The 20646-nt window shown below is 51.5% G+C and carries 23 protein-coding genes; 3 read left to right on the top strand and 20 right to left on the bottom strand.

What is annotated here, in order from left to right:
* Positions 1-78: 78 nt before the first annotated feature.
* From ACFSDB_RS02010 to ribE, 8 genes are all read right to left on the bottom strand, one after another.
* Positions 79-1470: an ATP-binding protein gene (locus ACFSDB_RS02010; RefSeq protein ID WP_204891688.1), complete on the bottom strand. Its 1392-nt coding sequence runs from the start codon at positions 1468-1470 to the stop codon at positions 79-81.
* A complete protein-coding gene (locus ACFSDB_RS02005) occupies positions 1460-2140 on the bottom strand; it encodes a response regulator transcription factor (RefSeq protein ID WP_204891316.1) in 681 nt (226 codons plus the stop codon). The genes ACFSDB_RS02010 and ACFSDB_RS02005 overlap by 11 nt, the downstream gene beginning before the upstream one ends.
* A 141-nt stretch (positions 2141-2281) precedes the next feature.
* Positions 2282-3295 (bottom strand): GTPase, encoded by a 1014-nt coding sequence (locus tag ACFSDB_RS02000; protein WP_204891317.1) that lies wholly within the window; start codon positions 3293-3295, stop codon positions 2282-2284.
* 65 nt (positions 3296-3360) lie between these two features.
* On the bottom strand, positions 3361-5181 hold the full coding sequence (locus ACFSDB_RS01995; RefSeq protein WP_204891318.1) for an LTA synthase family protein: 1821 nt from the start codon (positions 5179-5181) through the stop codon (positions 3361-3363).
* A 68-nt stretch (positions 5182-5249) separates the two neighbouring features.
* Entirely contained in the window at positions 5250-5771 is a 522-nt protein-coding gene (locus ACFSDB_RS01990) for a histidine phosphatase family protein (RefSeq protein WP_377339005.1), read from the bottom strand.
* A gap of 191 nt (positions 5772-5962) precedes the next feature.
* Positions 5963-6427, bottom strand: a complete 465-nt coding sequence (gene ribH, locus ACFSDB_RS01985) for a 6,7-dimethyl-8-ribityllumazine synthase (RefSeq protein WP_204891320.1) — start codon at positions 6425-6427, stop codon at positions 5963-5965.
* Positions 6428-6440: 13 nt separating this feature from the next.
* Positions 6441-7634 carry a bifunctional 3,4-dihydroxy-2-butanone-4-phosphate synthase/GTP cyclohydrolase II gene (locus ACFSDB_RS01980; protein ID WP_204891321.1) on the bottom strand — a complete coding sequence of 398 codons (1194 nt, stop codon included), beginning with the start codon at positions 7632-7634 and terminating at the stop codon, positions 6441-6443.
* 14 nt (positions 7635-7648) lie between these two features.
* Positions 7649-8278 (bottom strand): riboflavin synthase, encoded by a 630-nt coding sequence (gene ribE, locus ACFSDB_RS01975; RefSeq protein ID WP_204891322.1) that lies wholly within the window; start codon positions 8276-8278, stop codon positions 7649-7651.
* Positions 8279-8924: 646 nt separating this feature from the next.
* Between ribE and ACFSDB_RS01970 the strand changes: the two genes are divergently transcribed.
* Positions 8925-9248, top strand: a complete 324-nt coding sequence (locus ACFSDB_RS01970; RefSeq protein ID WP_204891323.1) for a CHY zinc finger protein — start codon at positions 8925-8927, stop codon at positions 9246-9248.
* A gap of 19 nt (positions 9249-9267) precedes the next feature.
* On the opposite strand, the gene ACFSDB_RS01965 is transcribed toward ACFSDB_RS01970, so the two are convergent.
* From ACFSDB_RS01965 to msrA, 11 genes are all read right to left on the bottom strand, one after another.
* Positions 9268-9765: a GNAT family N-acetyltransferase gene (locus ACFSDB_RS01965; RefSeq protein ID WP_204891324.1), complete on the bottom strand. Its 498-nt coding sequence runs from the start codon at positions 9763-9765 to the stop codon at positions 9268-9270.
* A 36-nt stretch (positions 9766-9801) separates the two neighbouring features.
* Complete coding sequence (locus ACFSDB_RS01960) at positions 9802-10626, bottom strand: metallophosphoesterase (RefSeq protein ID WP_204891325.1); 825 nt, start codon at positions 10624-10626, stop codon at positions 9802-9804.
* A 12-nt stretch (positions 10627-10638) separates the two neighbouring features.
* On the bottom strand, positions 10639-11343 hold the full coding sequence (locus ACFSDB_RS01955) for a CBS domain-containing protein (RefSeq protein ID WP_204891326.1): 705 nt from the start codon (positions 11341-11343) through the stop codon (positions 10639-10641).
* Positions 11336-11740, bottom strand: coding sequence for a VOC family protein (locus ACFSDB_RS01950; protein WP_204891327.1), 405 nt, complete (start codon positions 11738-11740; stop codon positions 11336-11338). The genes ACFSDB_RS01955 and ACFSDB_RS01950 overlap by 8 nt, the downstream gene beginning before the upstream one ends.
* 493 nt (positions 11741-12233) lie before the next feature.
* A complete protein-coding gene (locus tag ACFSDB_RS01945; RefSeq protein ID WP_204891328.1) occupies positions 12234-13019 on the bottom strand; it encodes an ABC transporter permease in 786 nt (261 codons plus the stop codon).
* Entirely contained in the window at positions 13016-13891 is an 876-nt protein-coding gene (locus tag ACFSDB_RS01940) for an ABC transporter ATP-binding protein (protein ID WP_204891689.1), read from the bottom strand. The genes ACFSDB_RS01945 and ACFSDB_RS01940 overlap by 4 nt, the downstream gene beginning before the upstream one ends.
* Before the next feature lie 2 nt (positions 13892-13893).
* The gene (locus tag ACFSDB_RS01935) at positions 13894-14088 is read right to left on the bottom strand and encodes a PLD nuclease N-terminal domain-containing protein (protein ID WP_204891690.1); all 195 of its coding nucleotides are present in this window, start codon (positions 14086-14088) and stop codon (positions 13894-13896) included.
* Positions 14089-14121: 33 nt separating this feature from the next.
* Positions 14122-15219, bottom strand: a complete 1098-nt coding sequence (locus tag ACFSDB_RS01930) for a DUF1648 domain-containing protein (RefSeq protein ID WP_204891329.1) — start codon at positions 15217-15219, stop codon at positions 14122-14124.
* Complete coding sequence (locus ACFSDB_RS01925) at positions 15216-15605, bottom strand: GntR family transcriptional regulator (protein WP_204891330.1); 390 nt, start codon at positions 15603-15605, stop codon at positions 15216-15218. The genes ACFSDB_RS01930 and ACFSDB_RS01925 overlap by 4 nt, the downstream gene beginning before the upstream one ends.
* 631 nt (positions 15606-16236) lie before the next feature.
* Positions 16237-16932 carry an MgtC/SapB family protein gene (locus ACFSDB_RS01920; RefSeq protein ID WP_204891331.1) on the bottom strand — a complete coding sequence of 232 codons (696 nt, stop codon included), beginning with the start codon at positions 16930-16932 and terminating at the stop codon, positions 16237-16239.
* Positions 16933-17044: 112 nt separating this feature from the next.
* Positions 17045-17713 carry a peptide-methionine (S)-S-oxide reductase MsrA gene (gene msrA / locus ACFSDB_RS01915; protein ID WP_204891332.1) on the bottom strand — a complete coding sequence of 223 codons (669 nt, stop codon included), beginning with the start codon at positions 17711-17713 and terminating at the stop codon, positions 17045-17047.
* 128 nt (positions 17714-17841) lie between these two features.
* Here msrA and dacB point away from each other — a divergent pair, with 128 nt between their 5' ends.
* Positions 17842-19326 carry a D-alanyl-D-alanine carboxypeptidase/D-alanyl-D-alanine endopeptidase gene (gene dacB / locus ACFSDB_RS01910; RefSeq protein WP_204891333.1) on the top strand — a complete coding sequence of 495 codons (1485 nt, stop codon included), beginning with the start codon at positions 17842-17844 and terminating at the stop codon, positions 19324-19326.
* Positions 19327-19405: 79 nt separating this feature from the next.
* Positions 19406-19987 (top strand): protein-L-isoaspartate(D-aspartate) O-methyltransferase, encoded by a 582-nt coding sequence (locus ACFSDB_RS01905; protein WP_204891334.1) that lies wholly within the window; start codon positions 19406-19408, stop codon positions 19985-19987.
* 49 nt (positions 19988-20036) lie between these two features.
* Here the strand turns inward: ACFSDB_RS01905 and ACFSDB_RS01900 are convergent, their stop codons facing one another.
* A complete protein-coding gene (locus ACFSDB_RS01900; RefSeq protein ID WP_204891335.1) occupies positions 20037-20573 on the bottom strand; it encodes a DUF2243 domain-containing protein in 537 nt (178 codons plus the stop codon).
* Between the last annotated feature and the right edge of the window lie 73 nt (positions 20574-20646).

Genomic DNA, 20646 nt, shown 5'->3' with positions numbered 1-20646 from the left:
AACTATGACCAAACCGTTAAAAGATCTGTAACGTTTCAGCCATGAAAAAAAGCCCGACAGCGCAAAGCTGTCAGGCTCTTATTTATGGGGAAGGCGGATGCTGAAGACGGTGCCTTGCCCTTTTTCACTCTTTACCTGGATGCTGCCTCCATGCAGTTCGACCAATCTTTTGACAATCGATAGGCCAAGGCCGAACTGGCCGCTGCCGCGAGATACATCCGATTTGTAGAAACGGCGCCAGATCATGTCGATTTCCGCCACGTCGATGCCGTCACCTGAATCTTCCACTTCCAGTACCATCGCTTTGGGTTCCCGGAAGGCCCGGAGCACGATTCGCCCGTTTTCAGTAAACTGGATGCTGTTTTTCACGATATTCGTCAGGATCTGGATCAGCCGGTCCATGTCTCCATAAACCGCCTGGCCCTCTTCCGCTTCCACGATGATGCGGTTTCCTTTTTCCTGCGCCAGCATCTGCATCTGTTCCTGAATGATTTCAAGCAGTTCATCCGCATCGATTTCCTCTTTCATCAGCGTTACCTGGTTCGAACGGATTTTTTCGTAATCAAGGTTTTCATTGACTAGGCGGATGAGGCGCTTTGTTTCTTCGCTGGCAAGCCGCAGGCCTTTTTCACGCTGTTCTTCAGCAATCATATTGTTCCGCAGCCCTTCCATGACGCCTGCAATCGTCGTCAACGGTGTCCGCATTTCATGTGAGACATCAGCCATAAATTGGCGCCGCCTGTTTTCAAGCCCTTCGATTTCCTCGCTCGACTTCTGGAGCTTCTCTGCCATCTGATTGAAATCCTGCGCCAAATCGCCGAATTCATCGAACTTGGATTCAGGCAAGTTGACATCATACTTTCCTTCACTGATCATTGCGGCAGCTTTTTGCATCCGCTGGATCCGGCTGACGTGAAGCTTGGACAAAAGCAGGCTGAGCAGGAGTGCGGCAGCTAGGGCAAGCACGATTGCCGTCAGAAGCGATTTATTGATTTCCGCTATCATTTCCCTGGTTCCGCCGATCGGAGAAGCCAATAATACGCCTCCCGCGAGCCGGCCTCCTTCTACATAAGGCAAGGCCACAAACGTCACCGTATTTTCAAAACGCTCGACATCGCGCTTCACGACAAGCGTTTCCCCGCCCTCGATGACATTCCATTCCTCCTGGGTCAATTCAACCGGCGGAAACGCTCCGGAGACCGGATAAAGAATGCGGCTCTGCTGGTCAAAAACGATAAAGTTAATGTTCTGGGCCCGCAGGATGGAAACATAAGGCTGCAGGTTTGAGCCCGGACGCGGCGCTTCGAGTTCCTCAAGGATCCGCTCGCCGTAGCTTTCCAGTTCTTCCGCTTTTTCCTGATAGGCGAAATCTTCCACGTAATTGGCAAACAGCAAGCTCAAGATCAAAAATGCGACCAGCAGGATGCTTAAATGGCTGGCGATCAACTGATAGAAATACTTAATCCGCATATTCTTCAAATTTATAGCCCACTCCCCATACGGTATGGAAAAACGTTTCGCCTCCGGCTATTTTTTTGCGAAGCCGCTTGATGTGGACATCGACCGTCCGCTCATCGCCGTAGAACTGATAGCCCCATACTTGTTCGAGCAGCTGCTCCCGGCTGAACACCTGCTTCGGATGCTGCAGGAAAAACAGGAGCAGGTCGAATTCCTTCGGCGTCAGCCCTTCGACCGGCTGCCCATCCAACCGGACTTCCCGGGTTTCCTTATTGGCCAGAAAGCGTGTAGTCGCAATGGTATCGGATACCGGTTCGCTTTTAAGGCTGCGCCGCATGACCGCTTTGATGCGGGCCATCAGCGTCAGTGGGCTGAAAGGTTTTGTGACATAGTCATCGGCACCCATTTCGAAGCCAATGACCTGGTCCGAATCGCTGTCCTTGGCCGTCAGCATAATGATCGGAACCGATCCGCCTTGTTCCCTGATTTTCCGGCACAATGCGATGCCGTCCATCCCCGGAAGCATCCAATCAAGTATCAACAGGTCATGATCGCCTTCCGCATATTTCCGGTAGCCTTCAAGCCCGTCCGCTGCAAATTCGCCGTGGATGCCTTCTTTATCAAAAAATAATTCCAGCATCGAGCTGACGCTTGGATTGTCTTCCACCACCAAAATTTTCATGCCGTACCTCCGCTCTGCCTTTCTTTAAAAGTAAATCACATTCCGATAAGACGCAAGCAATTGAAAAAGCTGCCCGATAAGCCAGGTAATCGGCTTATCGGGCAGCACGCTCTTTTCTTATAGCTCGGGGAGCCGTTCCGCTTACGCTTTTTTCTCACGCGTCTTGTATTTTTCAAACAAATCGCCGATCATATCGTAATCGATGTCAATATTGTTCTCGTAAGCGTATTTCACGCCGTAGCCGAGCGCCAAGGTCATTGCGGAAGCGACCGTTCCGCCGATCACGGAGCCTGCACCCGGAATGAACTTAAGGGCCTGGCGGTAAATGGTGTGGCCGATTGTCTGCGTTGCGGTAATGACGATCATGTCTCTTGCCGCTTTTTTGCTGAGCGGTTTATCGTAAAGCTTCGACAGCTTGATGATCAGCCCCACTTGAAGCGAAGTCAGTGGAATGACATCGGACCCGGGAATCGGGGAGGCGCCGATGACGCCGGCCGAAACGCCGGAGCCGATGATCCAACGGTTTGCCGCAGCCGATTTTTCTTTCATGCTCTTGGCGAAAAGCAGGTCCTTACCTTTCTTTTCGAGCAAAAAAAGGATTTCCTTTTTCAGATTCTCCAGGTTTTCGCCGGTTTTTGACGAAATCGGAATCACTTTGTATTTATTGCCGGTATGGTTTTTGACAAATTGGATGATCGACGGAATGCCTTCCGCTGCATCGATTTTATTCAGCACGATGAGGATGTCCTTGTTCTGTTTTTCGATCGATGTGAACTTTTCTTTTTCGCTTTCAGAAAACACGGTCCCTGCAGCGTTCAGAAAGAACAACACAACGTCAGAGTTCTGGACGAACTCCAAAGTCTTTTTCGGATTTTCGTCGTTCGGATCGTTCAGGCCGGGCGTGTCCATGAATTTGATGTTCTCCAGGCCTTGGAGGTTATACGGATCGACACTGACGGTTTCACCGGGCATCGGGTTGGTGCTGGCGATGTCTTTGCCGATGATCTTGTTGATCGTCGAGGATTTTCCGGCGTTCACTTCGCCGATCAAGGAAATCAACAATTCCTGATCGAGCATATCGTTCACTTTTTTCATCTCGTTCTCAAACATTGAATCCATTACCTTGTTCACTTCATCTTCAAAGTTCCTTACCATTTTTTATCCCCCTTTTGTTCTCTTTATACAAAATTATACACAGTCTGCCCGGTGCCGTGAATTTTTTATTCGCTGATATACGGCTTGAGCAGTGTGTCGTTGTATTTCAAGATTTCCTGTGCATTGCGGATATGCTTTTTCGTAGCACTGTTCTTGCCGCGCTTTTCCATTGTTTCCATATCCAGAAGCAATCCCGGCAATTTCGCCCCAGGCGCCTTGTACAATTGCTCCGACTGGGCGAACGATCCGCCTGGCATGTAGTAGCGCATGCCAAGAAGATTCTTCTTGTACTGGAATAGATTATGGCCGATCATCGGCGCATCCGGTTCCACCCCGAGCAGGGCGAGCACCGTCGGCATGATGTCCACTTGGCCGCCGAGCCGGCTCATTTCGGTTCCTTCGAACAAATCGCCGCCGGTCATCACGAGAGGCACGGTCAAGCGTTCTTTCATCGAATATGGATGCCCCAGGAAATCCTCCAACAGCACCGCATCTTCTTCGGCAAGCGGCGAACCGTGGATGCCCGAATGGTCGCCGAATATGACGACAAGCGACTTGTCATAGAGCCCCTGCGCTTTCAATTCGGCAATCAGCTTGCCGACTTGTTCGTCTGCATAACGGATCGACTGCAGGTAATGGCCAACATGCGTCCCTTCGTATTCTTCCGGCAGTTTCAGGTATTGCATCTCTTCCGGGAGAACGAATGGGGTGTGGCTGGTCATCATGACAATGTTCTCATAAACCTTCCCATACGTATCAAGCTGGCGCGGCAGTTCGCCCAGCGCGAAATCGATCAGCACTTCGTCCGACGGTCCGAATCCGACTTCTTCGATTTCAGGGATTTCCTCAATAGAGAAGGTTTCGTCAAATCCAAGGACCGGATAAAGGACATCCCGGTTCCAGAACGTGATTTCATCCGCATGATAGGTTGCAGACCCATACCCTTCTTCCTTTAGGGCGCGTGCAAGCGAAGGGACCGGTTTGCCGTTCAAATCATTCACCGTCGGCGCCATGCCTTCCGCATACAAACCGGTATTGGTGATCCATTCCGCATCCGAAGTTGTGCCGGCGCCGATCTGTTGGAATACATTCGAAAAATAAGCGCTTTCCCCAAGCAGCGCATTGATATTTGGCGTCACTTCCTGGCCGTCTACCGATTTTCCGATCACAAAATTCTGCATCGATTCCACTTGGACCATGAACAGATGGCGTCCCTTTGCGAGCCCAAAAGTTTCATGCTCGTTTTCAGGCACATAAATATTGCCTTTCAGAGCTTCCAGCTTTTTCGGCGTCAGTTCTGTTGAAGAAGCATGGGCGGTTTCAGTCGCTTCGTTGTACATCTGCACGAGCTGCGACTGCGCGTAGCCGTTTTCTTTCGCAAAGTAGGAGATATCGACAATCGGCTTATTGATTGCATAAACGGTCGTGATCATGCTGACTGCAGCCAATGCAGCCGCTGCATATTTCAAACTTCCCAGTTTCGGGAGCTTGCCCCATTTGCGACGCAGCACCCACAGCGCCGCCAAGTCCAAGAAGAACAGGAAATCAAGCGGGTGGATTAGCAGCAGAATGGTCGTTCCGACAGTACTCGACTGAGTCGTCTGCCGCAAATCGTAATAGGACGGAATGGTCGAGTAATACCGGCTATACAGCGTCACGGCGAAAAAAACGCCGGACACGAGCAGGCTGTAAGTCCATACAACAAGCCATTTGCGCTTCTTGAACATCAGCAGGGCAGCCGCCAACAGCAAGGCCCAGACCGGGAATTCGACGAAAGCGATGTGCCAGAATGACTTCGCATCAAAAATCAATAAGCGGAACGCGCTGACTTTGGCCAGCAGCAGAAAAAAGATTGCGATATAGGGAAAAGCTTTATTTTTGAACATCCGGCCCACCTCCTTTGCCTTCATCCCCGCCAAGGGACACTTCGGATTTTCTGTTTTTCTCCCAGCGCTTAGTCCATCACTCTTTTTATCGTGCGTTCACTTTCTGTCCAACGGACTTCAAAGATATCCGGATTCGCTAAAGCTTTCCACCCTTCAAAGCCGAAATCGGGCTCGAAATGGTTCAGCAAAAGCGCCATCAAGTTGCCGTGGGTCACCAAAATGCTTTGAGCCGGTGCGCTACGGAGCACTTCCAGCCCTCTTTCCGCCGCTTCCCTGCCCGATTCACCGCCCGGCAGTTTTTTATCCGAATCGCTAAAAGACCGTTCCAGATGTTCCATCCAGTCCGGCAAATCTTCTGTGCTAAGCACCCTCTCCACCAGCCGTGCGTCGGTTTCGACCGGAAGGCCCAAATGCTCGGCGGCCGGTGCAATCGACTGAACGGCCCGGGTATACGGGCTTGAAACAATATGTATAACGCCTTTTCCTTTGAAAAAATCGGCAAGGCCTTGCGCCTGCTTTTTACCTTCTTCCGTAAGTTCCGCTTCGGGCTGCTGTCCCGAAGCCCGGCAATGGCGCACCAGGTAAACCACTTTCTCCAATCTTTCCACCTCAAATTCTCTCTTATGCGGCTGTTGCCACAGTACTATATCCATTATAAAGCTAATTGAAAAATCCGTCAGTTTCCAGTACTGTTGATATACCTTCCTATTCCCTTTTCCGCAGGCTTTTAACATATTCCAACAACAAAAAAACTCCGGAGCATGCGCCCCGGAGCCGGTGATTACAATTTCTTCATCAAGTTTGCCATTTCAATCGCACCGGCAGCCGATTCCCAGCCTTTGTTCCCGGCTTTGGTTCCGGCGCGTTCAATCGCCTGTTCAATCGAATCCGTCGTCAGCACCCCGAAGATAACCGGGATGTCCGACTGGTCGCTTGCACGGGATACGCCTTTAGCCACTTCGCTGCAGACATAGTCGAAATGCGGAGTGGCTCCGCGAATGACCGTACCGAGTGTGATGACGGCATCATAATTGCCGCTTACCGCCATTTTTTTGGCAACGAGCGGAATTTCAAAAGCGCCCGGAACCCAGGCAATCCCGACGTCTTCAGGTTTTACGCCATGCCGTTTCAAGGCATCTTCTGCGCCGCTAAGTAATTTGCTGGTGATGAATTCGTTGAAGCGCCCGACAACAATGCCGATGCGCAGCCCTTCACCGTTTAAGTATCCTTCAAAATGAGTTGTCATATTTCAGTCCCCTTTAGAAATTCAGCAAATGGCCGAGTTTCGATTTTTTGGTTTTCATATAGGTTTCATTGTCTTTGGTGGTCGGCATTTCAATTTGCAGCCGTTCCACCACTTCCAGCCCGTAGCCGCCGATGCCGGCGATTTTGCGCGGATTGTTGGTCAACAGCTTCATCTTGCGGATGCCGAGGTCGCGCAAGATCTGCGCGCCAATGCCGTAATCACGGAGATCATCGGCAAATCCGAGTTTCTGGTTGGCTTCGACCGTATCATAGCCCTGCTCCTGCAGCTCATAGGCCTTCAGCTTGTTGATCAGCCCGATGCCACGGCCTTCCTGGCGCATATACAACAGCACGCCAGAGCCCGCTTCGTTGATTTGCTGCAGCGCTGCATGAAGCTGCGGGCCGCAGTCGCATTTATGCGAACCAAACACATCCCCGGTCAGGCATTCTGAATGGACCCTTACAAGCACTGGATTTTCCGGATCGATTTCACCTTTGACCAGTGCGACATGATCCTGTCCTGTCAGGATTTCCGTATAGCCGACCGCACGGAAATCGCCATATTCCGTCGGCAAGGAAACTTCCACTTCCCGCTTGATCAGCTTCTCGTTCTTCTGCTTGTAGGCGATCAGGTCCTGGATGGTAAGAATCCCCATGCCGAGGCGCTTCGCCACTTCCTGCAAATCATCCACCCGCGCCATCGTCCCGTCGGGGTTCATGATTTCGCAAATGACGCCGGCAGGCGGAGAACCGGCGAGCTTCGCCAAGTCCACCGCCGCTTCCGTATGCCCCGCACGGCGCAGGACGCCGCCTTTTTTGGCAATCAGCGGGAAAATATGGCCCGGCCGTTTGAAATCCGATGCCTTGGCTTCCGGAAGGAGCATGCTGGTGATGGTATGCGAACGCTCATAAGCGCTGATGCCGGTCGTCGTTTCCCGGTGGTCGATGCTGATGGTGAAGGCGGTGCCGTATTCGTCTGTATTGGTATCGGTCATCAAACCGATTTTCAGGCGTTTGGCGATTTCCTCCTCGACCGGGACGCAGATCAATCCGCGCCCTTCCGTCGCCATCAAATTGACGATTTCAGGCGTGGCGAATTCCGCCAACGCAATAAAATCCCCTTCATTTTCCCGATTTTCATCGTCGATGACAATGATCGCTTTTCCGTCCTTCAAATCACGGACAGCTTCTTCGACTGTATAGAACATCTTTTCCGCCTCCATTAAAATCCGTTTTCCGCAAGCCAGCTGCGGGTCATTGCCGGTTCTGCCGTCTGGATGCGCTCGGTGTATTTAGCCAGCATATCGCATTCGATATTCACTTTGTCGCCGATGCCTTTCGCGCCCAACAGCGAATCTTCCTGCGTCGTCGGAATCAGCGAAATCGTGATGCTGTTTGTGCCAAGGGCGAAGATTGTAAGCGAAGTGCCGTCAACGGCAACCGAACCTTTCAGCATCATGTACTTCATCAGCCGCGGTTCGACCTCGATCGTCTTGGTCACCGCATTCGCTTCTTTCTTGACCGAACGGATGACGCCGACGCCGTCGATATGGCCGCTGACAAAATGGCCGCCAAATCGGCCGTTGGCAGGCATGGCGCGTTCCAGGTTGACCCGGGAACCGCTTTTAAGGCTTGCCATCGTCGAAGATTTGACCGTCTCCGGAATGACATCCACAGTAAAAGTATCTTTTGTAAAAGTAGAGACTGTAAGACAAACGCCGTTGATGGAGATGCTGTCTCCCCGTTTGACGTCCTCCAGAATCAGCGAGCAGGAAATGGTCAGCTCCATTGCTTGGGGCTTTGCCCGCAATGCTGAAACACGTCCGACTTCCTCTACAATTCCGGTAAACATTGGATCACACTCCTCCTAAAGAGCTGGACAGCCCTGTATTGCCGGCTTGAAAACCGTATGAAATTGTAGGCAATCTTTTGAGTTCTTTCCACCAAGGGGCAGTCGGGTGGCAAGGAAAGGATATAGATAGGGGTTTGGATTTATCCGCAAAATTGGCACGCCGAATAAAACATTCTTCCGAGGGACCGGAAAAATGCAGGCTGCTGCGGGATAAAAAAGGTGCGACAAAACAAGCCCTCAAATTCTTCTCCCATCCAGACTTTCACTGTCGGTGCCGGAATTTCACCAGCTCCACCGGTCCAGGAAAAGCGCAGGCGCATATGTCAGCCCCGACAAGCGCTGGAGGACTTGAGGGCCACGGGGTTTTTTTGCCGTGGACAACAAGGCCGAAGCGACCTCGAGGGGCTATGCGCCGGAGCTAGACAAGAAAAGCGCAGGCGCATATGTCAGCCCCGACAAGCGCTGGAGGACTATATGCTTCGCATTTTCCTGGAACGGGTCACGGACTTGCAGTCGCCTGCTCACCGCCGGTAAGGAATTTCACCTTGCCCCGAAGAATTTGATTCGATTATTTGTCCTTTTCATAGTAGCATAAAAATCAAGGAAACTTGCAAATTTTATAGCTCAACAGAAGGAGGTCCAGCATATGGCCCATACGCAAGAAGTGAAAGGGATCGATGTCGACCCGGAGACACGCTGTGCCCATTACCATTCCGAAATTGACCGGATCGCCATCAAATTCTATTGCTGCGGCATTTATTATCCTTGTTTTGAATGCCACCAGGCAACAGGTTGCGGCAGCTCCGAAGTATGGCCGAAAGAGCGGTTCGATGAGAAAGCGGTGCTTTGCGGCTCATGCGGCCATGAACTCACAGTGGCGGAATATTTGGATTGCCATTCCAGTTGCCCTGCCTGCAGCGCTCCGTTCAATCCCGGCTGCACCCTCCATAAGCACCTGTACTTCGGCTGACTGGAACAAAAAAAGAGCTTCAGCCGTTTGGATTACCGGCTTCCACTCTTAAGCTCATGACAATCTGTTCGCCTTTCGGCCGCATCACTCTTCTGCCGGTGTCTTCGAAGCCGGCACGCTGGTAGATATGCTGCGCCGGAATGTTGCGGGCATTCACGCCAAGCACCACTTCATTGAATCCGGGGAATTCTTTCCGGATGAATTCCGGCAATACATAAATGGAGCCTGTCGCAATTCCGCGCCCCTGAAAGTCGGGGTTGACCGAGTAGCCGCGCAGCAGCAAGGCCTTTGGATTGTCGGAATACCGTTTCCGGTCATCCGATTCATCAAGCTCAAAAAAACCGGCGTCCATGCCGCGGGCTTTGATGATGACAAAATGCTTCTCGGGATCTTCCGCATCCCGCTCCATGATTTCCTGCGGCAAACGGGTAAACTCCAGCTGATCTGAAGGAAGATCATATTTCACCGCCACTTTTGAAGAATAGCGGTGCAAGGTAACTTCTTTTTTCTTTATCAACACCAACGACCTCTTTTCCATTCGTTCTTGTCGCGCTTATCCTCTTTCCAGCGTCACTGCCACCACTTCCGGCCGGTTGAACAGCCGCAGCGGGAAGCCGCTGTTCCCGATTCCGCGGCTGAGCACAAGCTGGGTGCTGCCTCTTTCGAAAATGCCTTCTGTCATGGTCGGGAACCAGCCTTGCCCCGGTGCGATCAAACCGCCGAGGCCCGGCAACCGGAGCTGTCCGCCGTGGGCATGTCCCGAGAACACCATATCGATGTTGTTTTCAGCATAAATGGCAATCATTTCGGGACGGTGTGCCAACAGCAAAGTGAAGTCGTCCGAAAAGCCGGCTTCTGAAAAAGCCTCCCGGGTCGCATCTTCTTCTGCCAGCTCCACCTCATAGAGCGGATCATTGATGCCTGCAATCTGGACCGTCTCCCCTTCCAGTTCCCAATCCGCCGCTTCGTTCATCAGCACAATGACGCCGAGCGCTTCCAGGGCTTCCACAATTTCTTCGATCTGGTTGGATGCTACTTCGTGGTTGCCGATCACAAAATAGACATCGCTCATTTTCACCAGCTCCCGGACCAGGATCAAGCTGGTTTCCAGGTCATATCGGTCACTGTCGATCAAATCTCCCGTCAGGAAAATGGCATCAGGTTCGGCCGCTTCCACTTTTTGGATGAGCCTTTCCTGCCCTTTCCCAAATTCGGCATTGTGCAAATCGGATACCTGGACGATCCGCTTTCCGTCAAAAGCCGCCGGCAGTTCAGTAGAAGCCAATGTATATTCCGTCGTCTGAAGCCAATTGTTATTTCCCCACCAAAATCCCCAAATAGCTGCTGCTAAGAGCAGCAGGATGATCCATTTCTTCATATATCCATACCTCTATTCAATCTTGATCAAATCAATCGGAGTAATAATCCCCGTCAATTTCTCTTCTTTTTTCCCGTTCTGGGTGATCAGCAGCGCTTCTAGCCCGCCGCCTTCCATCACCGATTGCTTAAAAATCTCTTCCGCCTCGTAAACGGATGTAGCAGAAGCGATAAACCGGTGGTTTCTGCCATCTTTTTCATGTTTCAATATATCCCGCATACGGGTTATTTCCCGGGAAATGACTTTTTCGTCCTGTGTTTCGACCAGCCAACGGGCAATTCCACCGCCTGTAATCAATCCGGAAAAAACGCCGTTTTCATAAACCGGCCATTGCGTAAAAGTATGTCCCCTGACGATACGCAAGACTTTTGCAAGGCTGTCTTCCGCATCAAATACATGGACTGTCCTTGCAAACATCGTGCCGACTGTAACCGGCCTCGACAAAAGTTCCTCTATCTGCTCTATCAATTCTACAATTTCCATATGCGGTTCGGCAATTACATACTCTGTTGACGTCCTGTGGTGGACGATGGCATTTCGAAGATCAGCGAATTCCCGAAGGTCATCTTCATATTTTCTGACGGTCGCATTTTTCTTTTTTGCCAGTTCGATCGACCTGAAAAAGGTCACATAATCTTTTGAAGCGATGATTTCCTTCAAGGCTTTCTCGATTTTATTGAATGCGATGATGAAGCGCGCGGAATTTGGTTCAGCCATCTGCCTCCACTCCTTCTCCTGCAGCAATTTCGATTTTCAAACGGTCCGGATCTTCCAGAAAGACAGCATAATGATCGGGGCCGCCCGCAAAAGGATAACGGTCCTCATACAGCATCGGGGCACCCGACAAGCGCATTTTCCCGGCCAGCCGGTCCACTTCGCTCCGTGAATCCGCCCAAAAAGCCAAGTGGTTCAAGCCGGATGCTTTCCGGTGATACGGAAGATGCAGGTATGGTTTTTCGGTCTGTACAAAAACGATGTAGGAGGATCCGTTTTTGAAACTGAACCCCTCCGGCCATTCCTGATAGAGTTTATATCCGAGATCGGGGAGCAGCATGCTGTAGAACTCCCTGGATCTCTGCAGGCTCTTGACATTGATTTCGATGTGGTGAATCACACAGACCGACTCCTTTTCATCAGTTTAACAGAACCCTTCTCAAAAATCCGTGCTGCCGAACAGCCGAAACGAACGTAAAAAAACTGCAGCCGGAAAGCTGCAGTTCAGACTCTAGACAATATCTACTTATAATGAATCAAGTTGTATAAGCCCGGTCGGGCGCGTCACTTGTATCAAAAGGATAAGGTTGGGACGCTAATCCTGCTTTAATCTACCAGGAACAAGCCGCTGGCTTCAGGATCCGCAACGGAAGGCGGCGAGTGCAAACATTGTGCTCCTGTCCCTGCATCGCTGCGCTAGCTTCGGGACATGAAAAACCGTTGCAGTGCTGCGCACTTCGTCGCAAAGCCAATGACCGAACTCTCTTCGGTCATTAGATTTCCTGCGGGATAGCGAAGTGCCGAAATCCACTCGGACGCCAGTCCGAGTTAGTTCGGCGCGAGCCCGCGGAAAGCGTCCGCCTAAAGTGGAGGATCCGGTATTTCTTCAATTGCTATACATTCGCCTTGGCGGCATTTTTGCGGGACATCCAGATGCCCAGTGCCGTTATCAGCACAATCAGCAAAACCGCAATGCCGAGCGACCACCAGAAGTCGGAAGGATCCGGGCCCGCATCCAGCCAGGCGGCGGCATATACCGGCAATTTCACAGGAGAAACCGTCCAGTATGCGCCCAGCAGTCCGTCGGTGATCTGAAGCAGGAAAATCACCCCCAGTGAAGCCGCTGCTGCCATCCCAGCGTTCGGCAAGGCGGCGCTCGCAGCCAGCACAATTGATACCACCAGCAGGATCCACACGCTGTAGGTCGTCGCAAACTGAAGGAAATCAGTGAAACCCACGCTTTCGAACAACAGCATTATATAGTAATAAGCCGAAAGCAACCCGGCCCATACGCTTACCAGTCCGACCAATCCCGCCATTACCCATTTGCTCATAAAATAGGAACGGAAAGACAATGGCCGGACATACAGGAGCGTTGCCGTCCCGCTTTTCCGTTCGCCTGCGATGGCCCCCATAAACGCCAGGACGAGCACAAGCATCCCCACGAACTGATACTGCCCGAGCACTGCCATGAGAATCTGTTCCGGTTCAGGCTCCGGAATCTGGATGACGGCACCATCCGGAAGGTTGCCGACTGAATCCAGCAGCTGCGGAAGGAAATAGTTGGTGACGGGTTCTAAGATACCGAACAGGATAAACACCGCCGGAATCCAGAACAGTTTGAAATTCCGCAGATGTTCACGCCATTCTTTGTGGAACAAGACGCCGAACTGGTTCATTTTGCTCCCACCACCTTCAGGAATATTTCTTCCAATGTTGCGGACTGGCGCTCTACGCCGACTACGGCGGCAGCGCGCGGAACAAGCGTCCCCAGAATTTCCTCCATGCCCGGGCTGCCGGTGCCGTCCGGCACAATGACCGACGCGCCTGCCGCCTGGGCTTTCCAGCGGTTTTCCTCGAGGAAGGCCGCCGCTTCCCGGGCATCCTTGAAGCGGATTCGGATGCTCGGCTCGGCGTGCCGCTGTTTCACTTCAGCCAACGATCCTTGCTCCACCAATTTGCCGGCCTGCATGAACAGCAATTGATCGGTCATTTCTTCAGCATCATTCAAGATATGGGTCGAATAAAGGATTGTGGTCTGTTGCTGGAGTGTCTTCAGCAAATCCATAATTTCCCTGCGCCCTGTCGGATCAAGCGCTGAAACCGGTTCATCCAACAGCAGCAATTTCGGCTGATGGACAATGGCCTGTGCCAGGCCGAGCCGCTGCTTCATGCCGCCGGAAAATGCACCGGCCTTCTTATGCATCGCGGTGCCAAGGCCAACGAATTCGAGCGTCTTTTCCGATTGCCTGCGCGCTTCTTTTGCGCCGACGCCGCTGATTTTTGCGGCCATCTCCATGAATTCAAGTGCCGTCAGCCAAGGAAAAAAGCGGGGCTGCTGCGGCAGGAAGCCGATGCCCGACTTCGCTTCCCAATCGACGGTCCCGGCAGTGGGCTTCAGCAATCCTGCCAGCATCGACAGGGTCGTCGTCTTGCCCGCGCCATTCGGGCCGATCAACGCCGTTGAAGTGCCTTCTTCAAGCCTGAACGATACACCCCCAACAGCAATTTCCGAGCCATAACGTTTGGTCAGGTTTTCTGCGATGAGCATGGTCAATAATTCCGCCTCCCCACTACTAAATAAATGATTGGCCCGATAATATTGAGCAGCACAATCACTGCGGCCCACATCCATTTCGGCCCATTCGGATTTGGATTTTTCACAAGGTCCACCAATGCGAAAACCATCAGCGCAAATTGAATCAATAAGATCGGAAGCAGCAATAACACCAAATCGGTTTCACCCATTCCTGACATGTCTCCATCCCCCTTTTTCAAAAGTCATATTGCAAACGCGATGCCAAACAGGATAGCCAACGGCAGCAGCAGAAGCAGCCAGCTCCTTGGATTACCGAAATTGATCGTCCACCCGATGCCGAAACGCTTTTCCACCATCAATGACGGATCTTCCCTGTTGAAATAGAAGATGCCCGCTTTCCAAACCCGGTCATCATTTGCGTCCATAATGCCCGGGTCTGCCGGGACCTCTTCAACGCCCGCTCCGCTTTTCACGACTTTGACAGCGTAAACGGCCACCGCGCCGAGAACGAGGATCAGGAAACTCACGGAGGCGCCCATGATCCATAAAGCGCTGCCCATCTCCTGATGGATGATGGACAATTGCAGACAGGCGAGCAGCAGGGTCGAGGAAATGGAAACGATAAAGAGCAGCAAGCTGCCGTATTTGCGCGAAACCAGTTCCCGCTCCCTGGAGCGCTTCCTGCTGCTTGCCCTGATTTTAGCCCCGCTCCCTTTTATGCTGCGATTGAAGGAATAAAACATGACCTGCATCACCAGCAGGACGAGCGGCAACGATAGACCAGTGAAGATGCTTTTTTCTGTAAAACGGTCCGGCTCCCCTCCCGGCCCCCAGTGGACAGGTATTTGAAGGGGCAAAGAAGCGTAATTGATCCATGTGTAAAAAATGAGTCCGCCCGTAATGACCATAGGCAGCAAAAAAGCGATTCCTGATACCATCTGCAAATCCTTGCGGAAATCGAGATCGACTACGACTTTTTCCTTTTTGCCGGCAGTCCATTGGCGGAGGCGCTTTTCTTCCTTTACTTTGAAATGGTTTGACAGGTACAGGGCCATGCTGAATAGGAGCAGCCCGAATTGCAGGCCGATGCCCCAGAGGGCCGCCGCTTCTTCCGGTACACTGCTTCTGCTGAATGCAGCCAAATAGCCAAGAACGGCAGCACTGCCTGCTATTCCGATGACAATAGCGTACCTTTTTTTCATTTTCAAAAGCATGGCGTCCTGTGAATACGGCTCCGGCACATAGATGCCGAAAACTTCCGTCGTCCTTACAAAATACGGAACCCATGCTTGGATCAGCACCAACAGCAGCAGCGTTCCTGCCATCAGATAAACGGTCATTTTGTCCCCTCCTTGATCTCCTCGATTAATTTCCCTGTCAGTTCAGCCAATTCCTCTTTGCTGAGCTTCCGGCAAATCGCTTCTGCCAGAATCGGCCGCAGTTCTTGAAGAAGCCGCTCCCGTTCTTCTTTTGTCGCCTCCCGAATGCCTTCCGGGTGGATGAAAACGCCCTTTTTCGGCACGATTTCTATCATTTTCTTCTCTTCCAAGTAATGATAGGCTTTGTTGACGGTATGCATATTCATGCCCAGATCAGCCGCAAAAGCCCGCACTGAAGGCAAGGGTGCGCCAGGTGACAGCTTTCCGCTAGCCACCCCTTCTATGACTTGCTGGGCCAATTGCAGATAAATCGGAACGGCAGAGGCTGGCTCGATTTCGATATACATTCCTAACCCCCTTTGTTCTACTTAAAGTAGAACACTTGTTATATATATAGTATAACAACTAGTTTTTTCCGTCAATATAAAAAAGCGCAGTTTCAAAACTGCGCTTCAGACTGTAGACAAAGTCTAATTTAAATGAATAGAGATGCATAAGCCCGGTCGGGAGCGTCATCTGTATCTGATAGAGGAGATAAGAATACTAATCCTGCTTTGGCCTGCTGGGAACAAGCCGCTGGCTTCAGGATCCGCAGCGGAAGGCGGCGAGTACAAACATTGTGCTCCTGTCCCTGCATCGCTGCGCTAGCTTCGGGACATGAAAAACCGTTGCAGTGCTGCGCACTTCGTCGCAAAGCCAATGACCGAACTCTCTTCGGTCATTGGCTTTCCTGCGGGATAGCGAAGTGCCGAAATCCACTCGGACGCCAGTCAATGCTTGACCGAAGCTTGCGAGGGCAAGTATTTGCGACGAGCTTGCGCAGGAGCACAAGTTCTTTGTTAGTTCGGCGCGAGCCCGCGGAAAGCGTCCGCCTGAAGTGGAGGATCCAACACAGCTTCCATTAGCTTTATTCGTATAATTGAAAAATTATTCTTTTGTCTACAAGCTCAAGCGCAGTTTTAAAAACTGCGCTTAAGCTTAGATTTTCAAATTGTAGACCGCATCGTGCTGCTGGAGCTTTTTCAGCAATTCCATTTCCTTATCCAATGCACTTTCATGAATTACAAAGGTATATTCCGACAAACGGCGGCTGCTGTATGGTTCGACGCCTTCGATATGGAGATCCATGATCTCGACCCCAACTTCACTGAACAAGCGCTGAAGTTCTGCTAATGTATTGTCCCGGTCTTCTGCAATAATGATAATCGCTTTGCGGTTATGGCTCGGCAAATATTTTTTTTCGATTTTTTCTAAAATATACAATGTAATCAGAACAATCGCTGTCGCCAAAACCGCTACAAAATACATTCCGATTCCTGCGACAAGTCCGATGCCGGCAGCCACCCAGATCGATGCGGCAGTTGTCAGCCCGTGGACCGAACCACGGTGCACGAGGATTGTGCCAGCGCCGAGAAAACCGATGCCGCTGATGACATAGGAAGGAATGCGGGAGGGATCGAATCTCACAACGTCGCTGCTTTCTGACAGAAAAGCGTCAAATCCCGTTACCGATAAAATCATCATCAGACAAGCCCCGGTGCCGACTAGAAGATGGGTCCGAAGCCCAGCCGGCTGCTGCTTCGATTCCCTTTCCATACCAATAAGGCCGCTCAGGGCCGCTGCAAGCAGCAGCCGGGCAACAATCATCACATAATCCTGCGGCAGAAAGTCCATTACAGGTTCCTCCTACTGGGCAAATTAACAAAAACTATCCGGATTTCCGTTTCCGGCTGCATCGGCAGAAGCCTCTTTGCTATACATTTACCCCATTCCCGGTTTCTCACGCTCACCATTTCAACTTCATCAATTGCGCTATAAGCCACTGCCGGTCTTCTTCCTCGACCGGCCAAGCCCCGATTTCCTCTTTTAAGTTCTCCCGATTGCCGTACCCTTTGACAAAGCCGTTCAATCTGGCGGCAAACGTTGAGTCTTCAAGCCCCCGACCTTCGGGGTAATGGCTGCCCAGCTGCTCGAGCGTCTTGGGATAGCGCTTCAAATAATATTTCTGATGGCGCGCTTCTGCCAGTGTGAAGCTCGTGAAAGGTGCAATCTCCGTTTCGATGGTTTCGCCGAGCACCTCTTCCATTTCTTCCTTCACCCTGGCAGCCGCACTTGCCTGTTCCGCTCCATGAACCCGCAGCAGCGAAATGTATTGCCGCCCCTTGTACTGGTCCCGATTCGGATAATGGTTGCGCCAAAAATGGCGCAGCACCTCCTCATAAGAAAGGACTGCGGGATCGAAATCAATCTGCAGGGTTTCTGTGTGATCGCCCATTTTCCGGTACGTCGGATTGGGCAAGGTCCCTCCTGCGTAGCCGACGCGTGTGCGCAACACTCCGGGCAAACTGCCGAACCGTGCTTCCGGTCCCCAGAAACAGCCCATCCCGAATGTTGCCGTTTCCAGGCGGCGTCTTGCGAGCAGCTTTTTTTCAATAGCCTCAATTGTTTTAGCCATACTTGCCCTCCTCTAATAATGTGATATACCGATGATGTATTTATTGCAAATTATATTTAAAAATTCCAGTATTTATTAATAAAAAGATGATAATATGGAAATATCTTATAAAAAACCAGGAGGTTTATATGAAAATCCAGCAAAAAATGATAGCCGGTGTTGTCGCTTTCTCCGTTTTCTTCAGCGGTACCGCTTTATCATCCATCTCTGTTGAAGCCGCTTCTCCTTACCGCACCTTGCAAGGCTCTGCCGGTTCGATCATGGCCGACAGCCGCTTAGCCGGCTCGGTGCACAGCGTGAGCATCCAAAACGCGGCCACAGGTACAAAAGTTTTCGGGAAAAATCCGGACCAGGCCGTCACACCTGCTTCGACATTAAAGATCCTGACCGCTGCCGCGGCCTTGGAGACCCTTGGGAAGAACCACCGTTTCAAGACAGAAGTTCTGACCAACGGCCAAGTTTCCAGCGGCACGCTTTCCGGCAATTTGTACCTCAAAGGCAAGGGCGACCCCACGCTTTTGGAAAAAGACCTTGATGCATTTGCATCGGTCCTCGCCAAGCGCGGTGTCAAGCGCATTTCTGGCCATCTGATCGGAGATGACACCTGGTTTGATGCCGACCGCCTGTCTCCAGGCATTTCCAAAGAAGACGAGTCCTATTACTACGCCGCCCAGATCTCGGCTTTGACTCTGTCGCCAAATACCGATTATGACGCGGGTTCCGTCATTGTGCACGCCAAAGCTTCCGCCCTCGGAAAACCGGCCGCTGTTTCATTGGCGCCTGCCACCGGCATATTCCAATTCATCAATAAATCCAAGACGACTGCCAAAGGGACACGCAACACGTTGAAAATCGAACGCCAATACGGGACGAAGAAAGTCTACATCACCGGCAACGCCCCGATCGGCAATGCAGGAACAAAAGAATGGATTGCCGTTTCCAATCCGACTGCGTATGCGCTTGATGTGTTCAAGCGGTCGTTGAAAGAAAAAGGCATAACCTTTGTGTCCACTTCCCGGACCGTTTCCGGAAAAGCACCTTCAAGCGCCCGGGTGTTATTGGCCAAACAGTCGATGACCCTGGAGCAGTTGATGATTCCATTTTTAAAATTGAGCAATAACACGCATGCAGAAATATTAGCCAAAGAAATGGGTAAAGTAAAGTATGGGGACGGAAGCTGGAAGTCAGGCATCGGTGTTATGCGGGAATACGGCGCTTCTGTGGGGTTGGATATGGCCAAATGGAAGTTTGAAGATGCATCCGGCATGTCCCATGCCAACAAGACGACCGCTGCCGAGCTGAACAAACTGCTGCTGCATGTCCGTTCGGAACCTTGGTACAGCAGCCTCCTAAAAGGCATGCCGGTGTCCGGTGCGAGCGAACGGATGGTTGGCGGCTCCCTTCGGAAGCGCCTGGCCGATACTGGAGTCAAAGGCAATGTGCTGGCCAAAACCGGAAGCCTTGACCGGGTCAGTGCATTATCCGGCTATGCCAAGACACGGGACGGGGAATGGCTGGTCTTCACCATGTTGACTCAGAATACCCGGACAAGCACGGTACCGGTAATCGACCGCTTGGCCAGTTCCATCGCCCTGTCAAGAAAATCGCAGTAATGGAAACAAACGCATTCCGACGCTGAATCTTTGGAGAACCGGAAGTTCCATATTCCACTGATGAAAGTGAGTGAGGCACATGGAAAACCGCAAAAAAGAAATCACTGCCTATTTCCGTGAATTGGACCGCCGCTCCTTTATGGACAGCCACAAAGACCTGGCCGGCTTGGATGAAGCCGTTCCCATCGGCTTTGGCCAAACGATCTCTCAGCCGTCCCTGGTACTGGAAATGACGCTTGCGCTCGATTTGCAGCCCGATTCGAAAGTGCTTGAAATCGGCACCGGATCCGGCTTCCAGACCGCCTTATTGGCTAAGTTCACAAAAGAAGTCTATACGGTCGAACGTATTGAAGGGCTGCATGTGCGCGCGAAAGAACGGTTGGCAGCCGCCGGCTTCACCAATATCCATTTCAAGCTCGATGACGGCAGCTTCGGCTGGGAAGAGCACGCTCCTTATGACCGGATCATGGTCACGGCCGCAGCCGCAGCCGTTCCCGATGAGCTGGTTGCCCAACTGAAGGAGGGCGGGAAAATGCTGATTCCGGTCGGCACGCCGTCTTTGCAGGAACTGAAATTGATCAAAAAGGGCGAAGGTGGCAGGATCAGTACATCCGTCATCAATTTTGTGCGCTTTGTGCCGCTCAAAGGAAAATACGAATGATGCAACTGCACCTTTTAGAATTTTATCCGCCTAAACCAAAAGCTGAACCCTATTTCCGGTAATCCGGTTTAGAGTTCAGCTTTTCGTCTTTCTTCTTGTTCCATATTTCCCGCCGCGTCTGCAGCAGCAGGATGGTCCCTGCGATGATCATTGCTGCTGCAATCGCATTCCAGACAATGTCATAAGGCAGAATGTCCACGTTATACCGGATTTGATGAAGCTTCAGCAGCTTGTGTTGGACAATGCCATCATACAGCTGGAAAATACCTGCTCCGAATAAAACTGCTCCTGCCCACCTTTTCGGCCAAAGGGCATTTCTTCTGCGCAAACTGGCGAACAGAAACAGCGAGGCAACCGTCGCAAACCAACCGAACGCATGGAACAGCCCATCCGAAACCAAGGCGGCGCTTAGAGTCGAACGGTCATAAAAATGATGCCATTGGAGCAATTGGTGAAAAACTACTTCATCAATAAAAGCAGCCAACCCGATCCCGAACAAAAAACCGGACCAGAAGTTGCGTTTGATGTAGACCAGCCGGTTCCGGAAATTCGAGTAGGCATTCGCACCTTGAGGGCTGGCGATCATGGACATCCTCCTTCTGCTGGTTCTTTCATCCCCCACTCAGCTTCCTTGTAGTTTGAAAGTACCCTGTTCCGCA

Origin of the sequence: Planococcus chinensis (genome assembly GCF_042681545.1) — a bacterium.
Lineage (GTDB): Bacteria > Bacillota > Bacilli > Bacillales_A > Planococcaceae > Planococcus > Planococcus chinensis.
The sequence above is the reverse complement of the archived record's forward strand: the minus strand, read 5'-3'. Positions and strand labels throughout refer to the sequence as shown.